Source organism: Paraburkholderia sp. SARCC-3016, from assembly GCF_031119615.1.
Lineage (GTDB): Bacteria > Pseudomonadota > Gammaproteobacteria > Burkholderiales > Burkholderiaceae > Paraburkholderia.
Genome location: NZ_JAVHZD010000002.1, coordinates 291354 through 306863 on the forward strand (window position 1 = coordinate 291354; position 15510 = coordinate 306863).

The 15510-nt window shown below is 62.5% G+C and carries 15 protein-coding genes and 1 pseudogene; 10 read left to right on the forward strand and 6 right to left on the reverse strand.

All coding sequences use genetic code 11. From position 1 onward, the window contains the following. The gene (locus QYH69_RS03680; protein WP_308830551.1) at positions 1–1293 is read left to right on the forward strand and encodes an MFS transporter; all 1293 of its coding nucleotides are present in this window, start codon (positions 1–3) and stop codon (positions 1291–1293) included. 58 nt (positions 1294–1351) lie between these two features. After that, positions 1352–2395 (forward strand): serine hydrolase, encoded by a 1044-nt coding sequence (locus QYH69_RS03685; protein WP_308830552.1) that lies wholly within the window; start codon positions 1352–1354, stop codon positions 2393–2395. Between the two features lie 15 nt (positions 2396–2410). Here QYH69_RS03685 and QYH69_RS03690 read toward each other — a convergent pair whose 3' ends face one another. From QYH69_RS03690 to QYH69_RS03700, 3 genes are all read right to left on the reverse strand, one after another. After that, positions 2411–2635, reverse strand: a complete 225-nt coding sequence (locus tag QYH69_RS03690; protein ID WP_075160951.1) for a hypothetical protein — start codon at positions 2633–2635, stop codon at positions 2411–2413. A gap of 145 nt (positions 2636–2780) precedes the next feature. Beyond that, entirely contained in the window at positions 2781–3809 is a 1029-nt protein-coding gene (locus QYH69_RS03695) for an alpha/beta fold hydrolase (RefSeq protein WP_308830553.1), read from the reverse strand. Positions 3810–3813: 4 nt separating this feature from the next. Continuing rightward, entirely contained in the window at positions 3814–4548 is a 735-nt protein-coding gene (locus QYH69_RS03700) for a 3-oxoacyl-ACP reductase family protein (protein ID WP_308830554.1), read from the reverse strand. A 231-nt stretch (positions 4549–4779) separates the two neighbouring features. Between QYH69_RS03700 and QYH69_RS03705 the strand changes: the two genes are divergently transcribed. Next, entirely contained in the window at positions 4780–5862 is a 1083-nt protein-coding gene (locus tag QYH69_RS03705; RefSeq protein WP_308830555.1) for a DnaJ C-terminal domain-containing protein, read from the forward strand. 96 nt (positions 5863–5958) lie between these two features. Here the strand turns inward: QYH69_RS03705 and QYH69_RS03710 are convergent. After that, positions 5959–6279, reverse strand: a pseudogene (locus QYH69_RS03710) (DUF2380 domain-containing protein); the annotation flags it as partial. A 266-nt stretch (positions 6280–6545) separates the two neighbouring features. On the opposite strand from QYH69_RS03710, the gene QYH69_RS03715 reads away from it, so the two are divergent. The 3 genes from QYH69_RS03715 to QYH69_RS03725 all read left to right on the forward strand — a co-directional run bounded on the left by QYH69_RS03715 (position 6546) and on the right by QYH69_RS03725 (position 8965). Then, entirely contained in the window at positions 6546–7562 is a 1017-nt protein-coding gene (locus tag QYH69_RS03715; RefSeq protein ID WP_308830556.1) for an IS110 family transposase, read from the forward strand. Positions 7563–7836: 274 nt separating this feature from the next. After that, positions 7837–8379: an ankyrin repeat domain-containing protein gene (locus QYH69_RS03720; protein WP_308830557.1), complete on the forward strand. Its 543-nt coding sequence runs from the start codon at positions 7837–7839 to the stop codon at positions 8377–8379. Between the two features lie 31 nt (positions 8380–8410). Then, a complete protein-coding gene (locus tag QYH69_RS03725) occupies positions 8411–8965 on the forward strand; it encodes a carboxymuconolactone decarboxylase family protein (RefSeq protein ID WP_308830558.1) in 555 nt (184 codons plus the stop codon). Between the two features lie 99 nt (positions 8966–9064). On the opposite strand, the gene QYH69_RS03730 is transcribed toward QYH69_RS03725, so the two are convergent. After that, positions 9065–10138 (reverse strand): DUF6765 family protein, encoded by a 1074-nt coding sequence (locus QYH69_RS03730; protein WP_308830559.1) that lies wholly within the window; start codon positions 10136–10138, stop codon positions 9065–9067. Between the two features lie 350 nt (positions 10139–10488). Here QYH69_RS03730 and QYH69_RS03735 point away from each other — a divergent pair, with 350 nt between their 5' ends. Further along, positions 10489–10836, forward strand: coding sequence for a DUF4148 domain-containing protein (locus QYH69_RS03735; RefSeq protein WP_308830560.1), 348 nt, complete (start codon positions 10489–10491; stop codon positions 10834–10836). A 28-nt stretch (positions 10837–10864) separates the two neighbouring features. After that, on the forward strand, positions 10865–11359 hold the full coding sequence (locus tag QYH69_RS03740) for a DUF417 family protein (protein WP_308830561.1): 495 nt from the start codon (positions 10865–10867) through the stop codon (positions 11357–11359). Positions 11360–11516: 157 nt separating this feature from the next. Here QYH69_RS03740 and QYH69_RS03745 read toward each other — a convergent pair whose 3' ends face one another. Continuing rightward, a complete protein-coding gene (locus tag QYH69_RS03745) occupies positions 11517–12839 on the reverse strand; it encodes a TIGR00366 family protein (protein ID WP_308830562.1) in 1323 nt (440 codons plus the stop codon). Positions 12840–13117: 278 nt separating this feature from the next. Between QYH69_RS03745 and QYH69_RS03750 the strand changes: the two genes are divergently transcribed. Further along, positions 13118–13921 (forward strand): amino acid racemase, encoded by an 804-nt coding sequence (locus QYH69_RS03750; protein WP_308830563.1) that lies wholly within the window; start codon positions 13118–13120, stop codon positions 13919–13921. Between the two features lie 177 nt (positions 13922–14098). Then, positions 14099–15445 (forward strand): dicarboxylate/amino acid:cation symporter, encoded by a 1347-nt coding sequence (locus QYH69_RS03755; RefSeq protein ID WP_308830564.1) that lies wholly within the window; start codon positions 14099–14101, stop codon positions 15443–15445. Positions 15446–15510: the final 65 nt, after the last annotated feature.

The following is a 15510-nucleotide window of genomic DNA, read 5'->3' on the forward strand; positions in this document are numbered from 1 at the left end:
ATGCGCCTCGACTCCACCACGACGGCGGGCTCGCTCGCCGCACCCGTATCGCGCGCGAGTGTGTCGCGCCTGATCGTCGCGACCTCGATCGGCAATGCGCTCGAGTTCTTCGATCTGATCGTCTACGGCTACTTCGCGACGATCCTCTCGCATCAGTTTTTTCCCGTGCACGATAAAACCGTGTCGTTGCTGCTGACGCTCGGCACCTTTGCGCTCTCGTATCTGGCGCGGCCAATCGGCGCGCTTGCGCTCGGCTCGTTCAGCGATCGCAAAGGCCGCAAGGCATCGTTGACACTGTCGATTAGCATGATGACGCTCGGCACCGGCATGGTCGCGTTGATGCCGTCGTATGACGCGATCGGACTGTTCGCGCCGTTCGGCATATTTGTTTCGCGTCTTCTGCAAGGCTTCTCGGCAGGCGGCGAGTTCGGCAGTTCCACGGCCTTTCTGATCGAACACGCGCCGGAGCGTAAAGGATTCATGGCGAGCTGGCAGTTCTCGAGCCAGGGTGCGAGCACGCTGCTCGCGTCCGCCTTCGGCGCGGTGCTGACCGGTACGCTCGCGCCCGACGATCTGAACAGCTGGGGCTGGCGCATACCGTTTCTGTTCGGCATGCTGATCGGTCCGGTCGGTCTGTATATTCGCCGGCGCATCGACGAAACGCCCGAATTCGAGCGCGCCGAAAAAGCCGCGTCGCCGGTTCGAGAACTGTTGGCCACGCAAAAGGCGCGCGTGCTCGTGTCGATCGGCTCGCTCGTGCTGACGACGACCGCCAACTACATGCTGCTCTATCTGCCGACCTATGCGTCGCGGCAACTGGGGCTTGCCGCATCGTCGGGTTTCATCGCCACACTGATCGCAGGCGGCATCGTGATGGTGCTGACGCCGCTCGTCGGGCATTGGTCCGACCGGGTCGGCCGCACGCGGATCATGCTCGGCGCCGGCACGCTGTTTCTCGCGACCATTTATCCCGCGTTCATGTTTCTGAATGCGCATCCGTCGCTGCCCACTTTGCTCGTGGCCGTGATCTGGATCGCGCTGCTGAAAGCGACCTACTTTGCGCCGATTCCCGCGCTGATGTCCGAACTGTTTCCGACCCGCACGCGAACCACGGGAATGGCGCTCGGTTATAACATCGGTACCACCATGTTCGGCGGGTTCACGCCGCTGGCCGTCGCAAGCCTCATTGCGGCGACGGGCAATAATCTCGCACCGGGCTTATATCTGATGCTCGCGGCAATCATCAGTCTCTTCACGCTTGGATGGGCACGCGCGCGCCTCAAGGTTCGCTAAAGATTTGATAGGGCCTGCCAGCCGCCCACTTTCATCGACCTGACAGCAGGAAGTATTCATGCAACACGCTTTGCAGCAAGCCGTGCAATTCGCCGTGGAAAACGAATCGCTCTGGGACCGTCATGTGACCGGCAACTGGGGCGTGCACGTGAACGACCCGCCGCCATGGAACAGGCTGCTCGGTCCGGTGCACGACCGCGGACCGGCTTCCGGCGCGATCGCAGTGGACGGCCGCGTTCTCGTCTCATGGGGCGAACCGGATCGGCCCGACCTGACGTTCAGCGTCGCGAAAATGTATCTCGCGTTGCTCGCCGGCCTTGCGCACGACCGCGGCCTGTTGCCCGACGTCGACGAACCGGTGCGCGTCCGGGTACCCGGCATCGGCTTCGACGACGAGCACAATGCGCCGGTGACATGGGCGCACCTGCTGCAACAGACGAGCGAATGGCAAGGCACGTATTTCGGCTTATCGGATCAGGCCGATCACTTTCGCACCGTGAACTTTGCCGCGCCGCCCGACGGCAAGAAAGGCGACCTGCGTCCGCTGCGGCATCCCGGCACGTACTGGGAATACAACGACGTGCGTATCAATCAGCTTTCGCTCGCGTTGCTGCATCTGTTCAGGCAACCGCTGCCGGACGTGTTTCGCGACGCGATCATGCGGCCCGCCGGCGCGAGCGAAAACTGGCAATGGGTCGGTTACGACAACGCATGGATCGAGATTGACGGCCGGCGCATGCAATCGGTACCGGGCGGTACGCACTGGGGCGGCGGCATGTCGGTCAGCGCGAACGATCAGTTGAAGGTTGCGCAAATGCTGCTCGACGATGGAGTTGCGAACGGCCGGCGCGTGCTGTCGAGCGAATGGATTGCGCGAATGCGTACGCCCTGTGCAATCGCGCCGTTCTATGGATATCTCGTCTGGCTCAACACCGATAGAAAGATTTTCCCGAGCGTGCCGGCGTCGAGCTATTTCGGTGTCGGTGCGGGCAGCTCATTTACATGGATCGAACCCGAGCGCCGGATGGCGGTTATCGTGCGCTGGCTGAATCCGGCTGCCGCCGACGGTTTCTTTGGGCGCGTTCTCAACGCGATCGGATAAGCCCCGACGCGTGGCTCAATGCGCGCTGCGCGCGCCGCGCGTCAGCGAATCGAACAGCTGTTCCGCTTCGGTCAACTCCTCGAGCGCACGCTCGAGGCGCGATACCGCATCCGAATGGCTGATCGCCGGTTCGCCCTCGGCTTCGCCGCGCACGAGGCGAAACGCCTGTTCGACGTTGCGCGTCGCTTGCATATAGCGCGCCGCGGCGTTCGATTCGCGCGAATGAGAAATGGCTGCCATGGTGGTCCTCCGTCTGCCTGCACATTGCACAGACGCCAGGTTACCAGGCCGGCAACGGCCTGTCCAGGAACTCGCGCACAGTGTTGTAAACAGGCAATGAGGCGCGCTTGCGCGCGATCGCAGCAGGTCTTCGTGGCCAAACCCGCTACGCCTCGGCGATAAAGCGCCCGATCTCCACGTTCAGAAACTGCGCGGCAGCCGGGTCCGCCTCCGACGCCGCCATGTGGCCGCTGTCGTAGGGCAACCTTAGCAGGGTGCTGCCGGGAATCTGGTGCGCCGCCCATTCGCCATCTTCGACAGGATTGTAAAGATCGAGCCGCGGCACGCCGATCATCGTGCGAGCGGTAATCGATGCGAGCGCTCGCGCGGTGTCGCCGCCGAATCCCGGCGTATTCCCGACGTCGTGCGCGTCATAGGCCCATGACTGGTACGTCCAGTCGAGCGGATCGTATTGTTGTGCGCTCCACCACTGCGCGCGCTGCTGGAGCCACGCGTCCACGCTACCGGCTTGTGCGGCGTCGCTTGCAAAGCGCTGCGGCGTGCGGTTTGCGAATACGTGCATCACGCCGACCCAGGCCGACCAGTCGGTCGCAGCGCCGCCGCGCGCCATTTCCGGATTGGCGTTCGCGAGCGCGAGCCGGCCTGCGTGGTTCATCGCCTGCGCCCACGGCGCTGTCTTCGCCATCGGCACCAACGCGACGATATGCGACATGAGGCCGGCAAACTGCACACCCCACTGCAACGCTTGCATGCCGCCCATCGATGCGCCCGCAACCGTATGCAACGCATCGATGCGCAGATGTTCGAGCAGACGCTTCTGGCTCGACACCATGTCGCCGATCGTAAAGCGCGGGAAGCGGCTGCGCGGCTGCGTCGCCGAATTGGACGGCGAACTCGACAGTCCATTGCCGAGCGCGTCGACCACGACGATCGTGAAGCGCGACGGATCGAACGCACGGCCCGCGCCGATCAGGAAATCGAGCCGATGATGCGTGCTGCCGATCGCGCATAGACCGAGAATCACGGGTTTCGACCGGTCGTCGGGATCGCCGTGCACGACATACGAAACTCGAAGATCGTCGATGCTCTCGCCGGATTCGAGCGCAAAACGGCCGAGCGCCGCGTGCCGATGCGGCGCATCGATCCAGCCCGGTTGTAAAGGAGGATGGCCCATTTCTCTAGCTGCTCATATACCAGCCACCGTTCACATTGATGGTCTGGCCGTTCATATAGCCGTTGTTCGCAAGCAGCACGGCGATGTCGGCGACTTCATCGACGCCGCCGAGGCGGCCGACCGGAATCACATCCCTTCTGATGTTCGGATTGCCGGCGACCATGTCGGTCTCGATCAGTGCCGGCGCAATTGCATTCGACGTGACGCCCGTTTTCGCGAGAAGCGTCGCATAGCTGTGCGCGAGCCCGATCATGCCTGCCTTCGATGCTGCATAGTGCGGACCGATTACGCCGCCCGTCTGCGCGGCCACCGACGATAGCATAATCAAACGCCCCCAGCCGCGCGACACCATTTCAGGCGCGACTTCCTGCGACGCAAGAAACGCCGACGTAAGGTTCGTGGCGATGGTCGTGTGCCAATCGTCGGGCGCTAGCTGCTGCCACGGTTTCGCATGGCCGATGCCCGCATTGTTGACGAGCACGTCAATCTTGCCGAATGCGTCGCGCGCACGATCCACCATATTCCTGACGCCTGCCGCGTCGCTCACGTCGACCTGAATCGCGATCGCCTTCGCACCGTTCGCTTCGATCTGCGCGACCGTTTCGCGCGCGGGCTGCGCAGCGTCCTTATACGTGAGCGCAACCGACATCCCGCATCGTCCATACGCAAGCGCAATCGCCTTGCCGATGCCGCGGCTTGCACCCGTCACAAGCGCGACCTTGCCTGTCAGATCCGTCATTGCAAGACTCCTTACCGTTGGCGGCAGCCGCGCATTCGGGCTGCGTTGACACATGAGTATCGGTGAGAAACGTCGCGCAAAGCGGAGTTCCCGCGTCGTACACGTCGACTGCGACGACATGTCAGACCGCGCCGGCCTTACCGTCGTTACCCGACGCCCGAAAAATTTTCGCCTCGCCGAAATCGCATCACTTGATAGACTTGCGGCTTGCAAAGACGACGGATAAAACGCGTGAGCATCGGGGAATACTACAAGCGGCTGAATCTGCCTGAAACCGCTTCGCCTGAAGAGATCAAGAAGGCGTATCGGCGCCTGCGCGCAAAGTACCATCCCGACCTCAACAAAGGCAGCGAATCGAACGTCGAGCCCGTATTCAAGCGCATTCAGGAAGCATTCGAAGTCTTGACCGGTGCACGCGCGCCCGCGGCGCATGGGGCTTCCGCCACGCCGAAAGAAAGCCGCCATGCGCAGGCGCGTCCGCCGCAACCGCAGTCGCCGCGTACGAGCGAGCGCGACACGAACAGCAAACCCTGGTCCACGACGTCGGACCGCTGGCAGGCATACCGGTCCAGTGAAGACCGGCCGCCGATGCGCGGCGCGAACCGTCACGACAAGCTCTATGTGCCGCTCGACATTGCCTTGAACGGCGGCCACGTGCCGAGCGGTTACCAGATAACCGCGCCTTGCCGGCAATGTGGCGGAATGAGTGCGCGCTTCAATGCCGGACCTTGTGGCGATTGCGATGGGCAAGGCAAATCGGCCCATGGCGCACGCTGCGGCAGTTGCGGCGGCAGCGGACGCGCGAACGTCGAGCGCTGCGCCGCCTGCCAGAACACCGGCTCCGAAAGCTACTGGAAAACCGATCAGGTCGCCGTGCCGGCCGGCGCATGGGACGGCCAGCAAGTGACGGTGCCCGACGGCGGCTTTCCCGGCGCAAACGGCGGCGCGGCCGGCAACGCCGTGCTCTCGGTCGTCATTTTGTGCGGCTCCGATATCGAGCGCGATGGACTCAATCTGACGAGCGAACTGAAAGTCGATTTCGTCACCGCAACGTTAGGCGGCGCATTGGAAACGCACCTGCTCGGGAGGAACCTGCGCGTTGCGATTCCGCCGAACTCGGCGCAAGGCAGTGTGATTCGCTTGGCCGCGCATGGATTATCGGATGCGTCGGGCAACCAGGGCGAACTGAGGCTGCATGTCGTGCTTGCAATGCCGCATTCCGTCAATCATCTGACCGACGATCAGCGCGCACAGCTCAAGCAGATGTTCGACGCTGCTGCGCAGCGCGGCAAGAGCGACGGCGACGCACGATGATTTCGCTGAAACACCGTCTTCCCGCTTGCCACGTCCTCGACACGCCAAGTTGATGTTGATGATCAGGTTGCCGATCTTCTGCACCCAGCACACGCCCACGCGCTCGGTTCCGAGCTTGCGTCCGATCTCGAGTTCGCAGCCGTTGCATGCGTTCAGGTTCTGCGAGACCGAGAGCTTGTCGACCAATGCGCTGGCCGGCGCGTTATCGGCGACGCGATAAAGCGGGCCGTCGCGCAGCTGGGCACGCAGTTCGTCGCTGACCATCCGCACGCGCGCGGCATCGCGCAACCATACGCGCGCGGCACAGGCAGCAGCGAAATGCCGACTGTCGGCAGTCGCCATGACGGCTGCCCTCACGAGGATGAACGTGTCGAATGCGGCAACCCGCATTTCCGCCGCTTCGGCTGTGATCGGCATGTTCCGGGCCTACGTTAGCGTTTTCGCACGCCGTTTGCCTACGTCGCCAGACGATCCGCGCTATGCTTGACCCACACCGAATGCCGGTCAATGCTGCTTCGCACACCGGCGCCGCCCCTATCACGAGGAGATGGAATGGACGCCTCCCTCCCGCGTCGGGTCAGAGAGGCTGTAGAAACAGCGGAGCCCTCGCTATACCCGACGACGGCATCAGAGTGCCAAAGTGGTGGTGTTGAGACGACCACTGAGGGTAAGGAGGGCTCGAAATGAAGACTACGACATTTGGCGTGGACCTGGCAAAGCGGGTCTTTCAGGTGCATTGGGTCAACATGGAAACAGGCGAAATCAACCGGCGGCAATTCAGGCGCGAACAGCTCGTGACTTTCTTCGCGAAGCAGCAGTCCGCGCTCATCGCGATGGAAGCCTGCGGCAGCGCCCACTACTGGGCCCGTTGCTTCCAGCGCCTGGGCCATCAGGTCAGGCTCATTGCGCCCGCGTTCGTGCGCCCCTTTGTGAAACGCAACAAGACTGACGCGGCCGATGCCCAGGCCATCTGGGAAGCGGTGCAGCGTCCGGCAATGCGCTTCGTGGCTGTCAAAACCGAAGCACAGCAAGGTGTGCTCGCCCTGCATCGTGCACGTGAGCAACTGATGAAGATGCGCAATATGCAGCGCAATCAGGTGTATGGCCTGCTTTACGAGTTCGGTGCCGTGGTGCCCGCCGGGCCGCGCGGCATGGCTGAGGCGGCCCGTGCTCTGGGCGGGTTGGCCGATACCCTGCCGGCAATCGTGATCGACACGCTGCGCGAACAGCTGCAGCGCATCCAGATGCTCGAGCACGACATCGCGCAGGTCCAGCGCCGGTTGACGCAATACAGGCATGAAGACGAGGCGGCCAGACGCCTCATGGAGATTCCCGGCGTTGGCCTGCTCAGCGCAACGGCCGCCATTGCCACCATGGGTGAGCCTCACACGTTTCGCTCCGGGCGTGAATTTGCGGCATTTCTGGGCCTGGTGCCCCGACAGAGTGGCACCGGAGGACACGTCAGGCTGCTGGGCATCAGCAAACGTGGTGACGTGTATCTGCGCACCTTGCTCATTCACGGCGCGCGCTCGGTACTCACGCGCGGCAAGCAGCCAAGCCCGCAATTGCAGCAACTGCTGGCGCGACGACCGTTTAACGTCGCCGTCGTCGCGCTGGCCAACAGGATGGCACGCACGATCTGGGCGTTGCTCGCCCACGCGCGAATGTATCAGCCAGGTTACGTGGCTCACGCCGCGTAGAAGATCAATTCACTAAAGGAGATGGATCGCTCATAGGTTGCGCAGGTAGATGTACGCGTGATGGCAAAACAGGTCGGACCGCGGGGAAGGCAAACCTGAATCGCTGGCTGTCCTTCGAGGACTCCAAGGAGTTGAGGTCTTCCCCGGCATATTCCATCAGGGCCAGCGGACTCCACGTCCGCGTCACAGGCCGGATATAAGTCTGCAACCTGATCCTGTCCGCCAGCCCGCAAACATCACCTGGCAAGCCGGGAGGCGTCCATATAAGTCCGCGATGACCGACACCCAGAAGCCGACGCAAGCGCAGCAGCCATCCGAAGAAATCGATCCGCAACTGATCGAACTCGCACACGAGGTATTCGAACTCGCGCGGCGCGGCGATGCAGCAATGCTCGCCGCCGTGATCGAAAAGGGCGTGCCGCCGAATCTGCGCAACGATAAGGGCGATACCCTCGTAATGCTTGCCGCTTATCACGGCCACGAGGACGCAGTGCGCACGCTGCTCGAACGCGGCGCCGACCCGAACCTGCGCAACAACAACGGCCAGACGCCCATCGCGGGCGCCGCGTTCAAAGGCTTCAAACCGATTATCGAACTGCTGCTCGATCATGGCGCGGATGTCGAAGGCGCGTCGCCGGACGGCCGCACCGCATTGATGGTGGCCGCGATGTTCAACCGCACCGACATAGTCGACCTGCTGATTTCGCGCGGCGCGAATCCGCAAGCGCGCGATGCAGGCGGCAATTCGGCCGCCGACGCGGCCGCGCGGATGGGCGCTGCCGATACCGCCGCACAACTGACTAAACCGCGCGGCTAGGTCTTGCGCCTCTAACCACTTCTACCCGACCATGAGCCAAAGACTTCCGCCATTCGAGGCCGCCACGGCCACCGACGAACAGAAGGCTGTTCTTCAAGACATTCTTGGCGGCCCGCGCGGCAACCTCAACGGCCCATTCCTCGGCTGGATTTTCAGTCCGCAGCTCGCGCAACATGCGCAGCGTCTCGGCGCATTCTGCCGCTATCAGACCGGACTGCCGCTACGCCTGTCGGAACTGGCGATTCTAGTCACGGCCGCGCGCTGGCAGGCGCAGGCCGAATGGTTCATCCATTACCCGATCGCCATGCAGGCGGGCCTGCCGGCGGACGTCGCCGAGGCCATCCGGATCGGCCTGGAACCGAAATTCGTCGAGGAAGACGACAAGCTGATCTACCGGTTCGCCACCGAATTGTACGAACTCAAACGCGTGTCGGATGCCACCTATCAGCAGGCAGTCGACCGCTTCGGCCATACGGTCGTCATCAATCTTGTCGGCCTGCTCGGCTACTATGCGCTGGTCGCGATGACGCTCAATGTGTTCGAGATGCGCGCGGCAGGCCAGGACTCGCTGCCGTTTCACGAATGAGCACGCATTAGCAGCAAACGCGTGAGCCGCTAACCATTCGCCGAGATCGGGGAATCGTCGATAGCGGAGTCCCTGCACGTCAGCAGGCACCCTGCCCTATCACGCAAGCCTCAAACCGCGTGCCGGCAAAATCTCCTGTACGACCGCAAAGCGTTGCTCCTTCACGGCGTCGTGGAACCTGCGATAGTCGCTGTTTTCGAAGGTCTTCGTGTGTTTCGGCTGTACCGCGCCGTCGTCCTTTGCCTTGATGCCGGTCGCGACGTGTTTCCATGAGCCCGGGCCTTTTGCGATGTAGTGCGGAATCGATTCCTGAATGCCGGGAATCGATCCGGCTGCCACCGCATCGCGAATCACTTCAAGGCGCTTCTGCTCGTCCCGGTCGGTATTGTTCTGGAGCAATTGCTGCAGCGCCGTTTTCGCAGCGGTCGGCAAGCCCGGCTGACCGGAGAAATCGGCGGCGTTCGCCGCCCATGCCTGCACGACGCGGCAAGCCATGTCTGCAGCCTCCATGAATTGCGGCAGGTTATCGCGTTGCACGGTCTCGCCCTTGCCGTTCACGTAGTGCCATTTTGCCCAAGGCAGGTCCGGGTAGGTCAACGCGGCGCCATGCCCGAGCGGCAGCGCACGCGTGAGCACGTCGGATTGCAGTTTGTCGATCAGATGTTCGGTGTAGTGCTCGAACCGTTCGAGCCAGTCTTCACGCGAGCAATCATCCGCTTCGAGGTGCGAGACCTTGTTGTACTCCGATTCGATGCCCGAGAATCCCTGGTGCGCCCATGTATCGACATAGGTGTGCAGCGTCGTGCCGAGCCGGTGCAGCGCATTGTCCGCGCCGCGGCGCTCGAGCGCGTGCCGCACGAGTTCGCGCGCGACTTCGCTGTCCGGCCGGCAAACCGCGCGTTGCTCGAGCGTGTCGCCGATGCCCGCGGGCAGGAAGTGAAACGGCGTCCAGACGAGCCGGTTCATTTCGTCCTCTACGTTCACGTAGTCGAACAGCTTGTGCGCCGACGCGAAGCGTTCGAACTGCTCGCCGCCCGCGAATCGCAGCAGTCCCGGCGTCGTTGCGTCGTCGATGTACTGGCACGCGTGCGCGACCGTTTGCGCGTCTTTCGCAGACAGCCCGCCGAGCCGCGTCGTGATGTAGATCACCCCGTAGTGGAAATCGATGTTCATGCCGACTCTCCGTATGGTTGTCTTCGCTTTGCATTGCGCGTGTGGGCACACGCGGCGCAGGCGCTGCCCGAGTCCAGAATCGCAACAGCACGAGAACATCGATTCGCGCGCAGCGGCTTTATCGGGAAATCGAATCAGTCACGCCCGCTTTTAACTTCACCAGCGTTAATCAATCAATTAATCACGACGTTTCCATGAAAAGTCCTCGCGCAGCGCGTGCCGGAGCTGACGCCGGGCCGTGATCCGATCGAGCAGTTTCATGAGCCGCCGTGCCATTCACGCCGAAAGTGCGCGCCTCTAAAGTTCAACCCATGCCGTCGCCGACGGAAACTCTCTTAAAGGTGTTAGCCATGAAACGTCTGAACCATGCTCTTATCGCCGCCTCGCTGGTCGCCGCCACCTTCGCGGCTCCGTTTACCGCTCGTGCTTCCGACGTCGCGCCGCTCACGCGCGCGCAAGTGCGTGCCGAGCTGATCGCGGCCGAACAGAACGGAACGTATCCGACGAGCAAGGTGCACTACCCGGCTGCGCAACCGGATGCGGCCACCGTTTATGTCGCCAACCGCGCGGCCGCCGCGGCCGGCGCCGATAGCGCGTACGGCGGTTCGGCTGCGGGCAGCTCCGTGTCCGGTACGCGTAGCGGCAGCGCCGCATTGAACGGGCGCCCGCCGTTCGGCAACCTGTATAGCCATCACTAAGCGGTCAACGACGCAACGAGGAATGCAGATGAACACGCTGATCAACAATCTGGCCCGCACGGGCCTCATGAAACAGGACTTTACGTATCACGTCGTCCGTGCGTCGATGGTGCTGATCTTCGTCTTTTTTGGTTACCAGAAATGGTTCCAGTATGAAGCTCAGGTGCTGATTCCGTATATCAGCCACGGACCGCTGATTTTCTGGCTGTACCCGGTATTCGGCATCCGCGGCGCCAGCTGGTTTCTCGGCGTATCCGAATGGTTCTTCGGCGCGCTGCTGTTTATCGGCTTCTGGAACAAGCGTATTGGCGTGCTCGGCGCACTGGGCTCGATCGCAACCTTCGTCGGCACCGTGACGATCATTCCATTCATGCCTAACGGCTGGGACGTGGCGGCCGGCGGCTTCCCTGCAATGGCCGGCAACGTGCCGTTCCTGATGAAGGACGTGGTGCTGCTCGCGGTGTCGGTCTATCTGCTCAAGGAAGATGTTGCGCGAGTACTTGCCGAACGGGGCACGAGATAAAGCGGGGAACGGAGCGAGGAGACGAGCCGCCGACAACGCTCATGCGTAAAAAGCCGGCTTGATGGAGGTTGGTTCGAGGCGCGTGCAATCGAGTTGCACGCGCCCTTGAGCCGTCTGAACGCTTGAGAGCCAGCAAGCGTTCCGGTGCCGCCGGCTTTTAGAACAGATACATGCCGGCGACGAAAATCACGCCCGAAAACAGCAGCGCTGTCACGCAATAGCCCATGATGTCGCGCACACCGAGGCCCGCAATCGCGAGCGCCGGCAGTGCCCAGAACGGCTGCGCCATGTTGGTCCACGCCTCGCCGTACGCGATCGCCATCGCCGACTTGCCGAGGTCCGCGCCAAGCGCCTGCGCGGCCGGCATGACGAACGGCCCCTGCACGACCCAGTGACCGCCGCCGCTCGGCACCGCGAAGTTGATCACGGCGGAGCTCAGGAACGCGAGCAACGGGAACGTGTGGACGTTCGCGATATCGACGAACCATTTCGTGATCACGCCGGCGAGCCCCGAGTGATCCATCAGCGCCTGAATCCCTGCATAGAACGGAAACTGGATCATGATGCCCGCGGCGCCGCGCGCCGCCGCGGCTACCGCACGCGCATACGCCATCGGCGTCTTGTGCAGCAGCATGCCGGTTGCGAGGAATACGAGGTTCACCGTGTCGATATCGAGCGTGAAGCCCTTCGTTACCGTGCGCACGACGAGGAAGCCGTAGCAGACGAGCGCGACGAGAATCGCGAGCAGACGGCTTTCTTCGAGCCGTTCGGCGAGCGTCGCATTCGCGGGCAGCTTGCGTTCGACGCTCGGCGGTTCTTCGAGCAACGCCGGGTCGACCGCGACCACATCCTGAGGCTTCGGCATCATCAAACGCGCGAGAATCGGCAACATTACGATGAGGCCAAACGTGATGAACGCGTTATAGCCGGTGAAAATCGTGTGCGACACCGGGATCAGGCCGATGGTCCTTTCCATCGGATTGCCTTTGGTCGCGGCGACGAGCGGTACGGATCCCGACAGGCCGCCGTGCCATGTCAGAAAGCCCATATACGCGCACGCAACGAGCAACCGGTAGTCGGTACCCTTTACGCGCCGCGCGACTTCGCGCGACAGCATCGCACCGAGCACGAGCCCGAAGCCCCAATTGATCGCGCACGCCACGGCGCCGACGAACGCGACCAGCATCACGCCCTGCCCCGGCGTGCGGGCCGAGTTCGCGAGCGCGACCAGCATCCGCCTGATCGGGCCCGAGCTCGCGAGCGCGTGGCCGGTGACGAGAATCATGGCCATCTGCATCGAGAACGCGAGCAGATTCCAGAAGCCCGCGCCCCATAGCGAAATCAGTTCGACGGGCGGCTTCGGCGTGAGGCCGAACGCGAGCGCGAAGGTCGCGATGGTCAGGAAGATGGCGAAAATCAAAGGGTCGGGAAGCACGCGGTGCACGACCTGCGTGAAAAACCGCGAGATGCGCTGAATCAACTGTCTACTCCTTGTCGCCTGTTTGATGGGCGTGCGAGGTACGCACGCGGAATTTGTATGGCGGGTTTCCCCATGGTGATCCGGCGAGCCTTTCATTTTTCTTCATCGCGCTCGTCGGCAAGGGCAGAATTTTTGCATAAAACGGTCGTCGGTGTGGCCGAAGTATGCAAATCGCAAGGCTTACACGCGTGACAAACATCGGCGCCGCAAATGGATCTGGAACATTGCCGCGCTGAAAACTATCATCGACGCCATACCTTCCGCAATCGAGGATCGTCATGGGCAATGGCGCATCATCGGCAGGGCTTGTGATCGGCGTGCTGGGCGGCATGGGCCCGCAGGCAACGGCCGACTTTCTCACCAAGCTCACGGCCGCGACGCCCGCCGAGCGCGAGCAGGATCATCTGCGCGTCCTGATCGATTCAAACCCCAAGGTGCCCGACCGCAGCGAGGCCATCGCCGGCCGCGGCGCGTCGCCGGGAGCCACGCTCGCTGCGATGGCGGCCGGCCTCGAACGCGCGGGCGCCGATTTTCTGGTGATGCCGTGCAATACCGCTCATGCGTTCGAGCCTGAAATTCGCGCGGCGGTCAGCGTGCCGTTCGTGAGCATGATCGACGAGACCAGCGCGATCTGCGAAAACGCATTCCCCCATGCACTGCGCTTCGGTCTGCTGGCGACGAGCGGCTGCATTCACGCGCTTCTCTATCAAAACGCTTTCATCCGGACCGGACGCCGCACTATCGTTCTTGACGCTGTTGACCAGGAAAAACTGATGGCGCTGCTGTACCGGATCAAACTCGGCGACCGGTCCGCCCCGGCGCAAATTGCGATGCGTGCCTACGGCGAAACGCTCGTCGACGCCGGTGCGGATATGGTGATCGCGGCCTGCTCGGAGGTTCCGCTCGTGCTTGCCGATGGCGATCTCACACGGCCCGTGCTCGATGCAACTGCCGTTCTCGCGCAGCGCTGCATACGTTATGCCTATGGGTTCGAACCGCTGCCCTCTGCGCAACCGACTACACGAGCAGGCGCAGAATCAGCCACGCATCCGCAGCACGCGCAGCCCGTTGTTTCACTGTGAACCTCGCCACACAAAACACTGCGCACTCGCCGCTGCGCGCAGAGTCGCCGGATACGTCGCGTTGAATTTTGGTCGATGAAGATACGACTGCGGCGCGCCATGCAAATCCGCAAAAAACGGCGCACCGCCCGTAACGCGTAAGTCATTTTCAATGCGCCTGAGCGCGGGAGACAAAGCGTGAAACAGAACAGACTGGGGCTGGCCATCGTCATCGGCATGCTGATCGGCATTGCCGCGGGGTACGTGTGCCATCAATCGGCCGACTCGCCTGCAGCGGCGAAAGAAATGGCCAGCAGTTTCTCGTTGATTACCGATATCTTTCTGCGCCTCATCAAAATGGTGATCGCGCCGCTCGTATTCAGCGGCATCGTTGCGGGGCTGGCCGCGATCGGCGACCCGAAGGCGGTCGGCCGGGCGGGCCTGAAGGCGCTCGGCTGGTTTATGTGCGCGTCGTTCATGTCGCTATTGATCGGCATGGTGCTCGCCAACGCCTTCGACCTCGGGCACGCAATGAATCTGCACGTGCCCGCCGCGGGCGCGGCGGCCGGCGTCAGCACTGCCGCGTTCAATCTGCACAATTTCATTACGCACATCGTGCCTTCGAGCGTAATCGAAGCAATGGCGAACAACGAGATATTGCCGATCCTCGTGTTCTCGCTATTCTTCGGTATCGCCATGGGCACGATGAAAGACCGGCTGCCTCCCGCGCTGCTGTCGTCGATCGAGGGGTTGTTCTCGATCATGCTCAGAATTACAGGTTACGTGATGTGGTTCGCGCCGCTCGGCGTATTCGGCGCGGTGGCCGCTGTCATTACCGTGCAAGGCCTCGGCATGCTTGTCACGTATGGCAAGTTTATCGGCGCGGTCTATTTCAGCATGATCGTGTTGTGGTGCGTGCTGCTCGCGGCCGGCTACGGCGTGCTCGGCAAACCGGTCTTCGCACTCGTGAAGCTGATTCGCGAGCCGATGATTATCGCGTTTTGCACGGCGAGCAGCGAAGCCGCTTATCCGAAAACGATCGAGCAGCTGACACGCTTCGGCGTCAAGCCGCGTATCAGCAACTTCGTGCTGCCGCTCGCATACTCGTTCAATCTGGACGGATCGATGATGTATCAGGCGTTCGCCGCGCTTTTTATCGCGCAGGCGTACAACATTCACCTGTCGTTCGGCCAACAGTTCTGGATGCTGCTCGTGATGATGCTGACGAGCAAGGGCGTGGCCGGCGTGCCGCGCGCGGCAATCGTCGTGATTGCAGCCACCTTGCCGCTGTTCGGGCTGCCGGTCGAAGGCGTCGTGCTGCTGCTCGCGATCGACCAGTTCATCGATATGGGGCGTACGACAACGAATGTGGTCGGCAACAGCATCGCGTCGGCGGTCATCGCGAAGTGGGAAAGCAGTCTTGCTCCGTGGACGGGGAAGGCCTATCCGTTATCCGAAGCAATTCCCTCGATGCACGACGATATGGCTGGTGCACCGACCTCGAACGCAACGCACCCGGCGTTCCCGGCATCGCAAGCGCGTTGAACTTCATGACGCCGCTTCGCAACGGCATCGTGTGCGCAGCGGCATACCGGCCTGCGTTCCTGCAA

Excerpts from the sequence above, each read along its gene's own strand:
- QYH69_RS03725 (WP_308830558.1), top strand. The coding sequence starts at position 8,411 with ATGAGCCAAAGACTTCCGCCATTCGAGGCCGCCACGGCCACCGACGAA.
- QYH69_RS03700 (WP_308830554.1), bottom strand. The coding sequence starts at position 4,548 with ATGACGGATCTGACAGGCAAGGTCGCGCTTGTGACGGGTGCAAGCCGC.
- QYH69_RS03695 (WP_308830553.1), bottom strand. The coding sequence starts at position 3,809 with ATGGGCCATCCTCCTTTACAACCGGGCTGGATCGATGCGCCGCATCGG.
- QYH69_RS03680 (WP_308830551.1), top strand. The coding sequence starts at position 1 with ATGCGCCTCGACTCCACCACGACGGCGGGCTCGCTCGCCGCACCCGTA.
- QYH69_RS03720 (WP_308830557.1), top strand. The coding sequence starts at position 7,837 with ATGACCGACACCCAGAAGCCGACGCAAGCGCAGCAGCCATCCGAAGAA.
- QYH69_RS03685 (WP_308830552.1), top strand. The coding sequence starts at position 1,352 with ATGCAACACGCTTTGCAGCAAGCCGTGCAATTCGCCGTGGAAAACGAA.
- QYH69_RS03730 (WP_308830559.1), bottom strand. The coding sequence starts at position 10,138 with ATGAACATCGATTTCCACTACGGGGTGATCTACATCACGACGCGGCTC.
- QYH69_RS03735 (WP_308830560.1), top strand. The coding sequence starts at position 10,489 with ATGAAACGTCTGAACCATGCTCTTATCGCCGCCTCGCTGGTCGCCGCC.
- QYH69_RS03715 (WP_308830556.1), top strand. The coding sequence starts at position 6,546 with ATGAAGACTACGACATTTGGCGTGGACCTGGCAAAGCGGGTCTTTCAG.
- QYH69_RS03750 (WP_308830563.1), top strand. The coding sequence starts at position 13,118 with ATGGGCAATGGCGCATCATCGGCAGGGCTTGTGATCGGCGTGCTGGGC.
- QYH69_RS03690 (WP_075160951.1), bottom strand. The coding sequence starts at position 2,635 with ATGGCAGCCATTTCTCATTCGCGCGAATCGAACGCCGCGGCGCGCTAT.
- QYH69_RS03740 (WP_308830561.1), top strand. The coding sequence starts at position 10,865 with ATGAACACGCTGATCAACAATCTGGCCCGCACGGGCCTCATGAAACAG.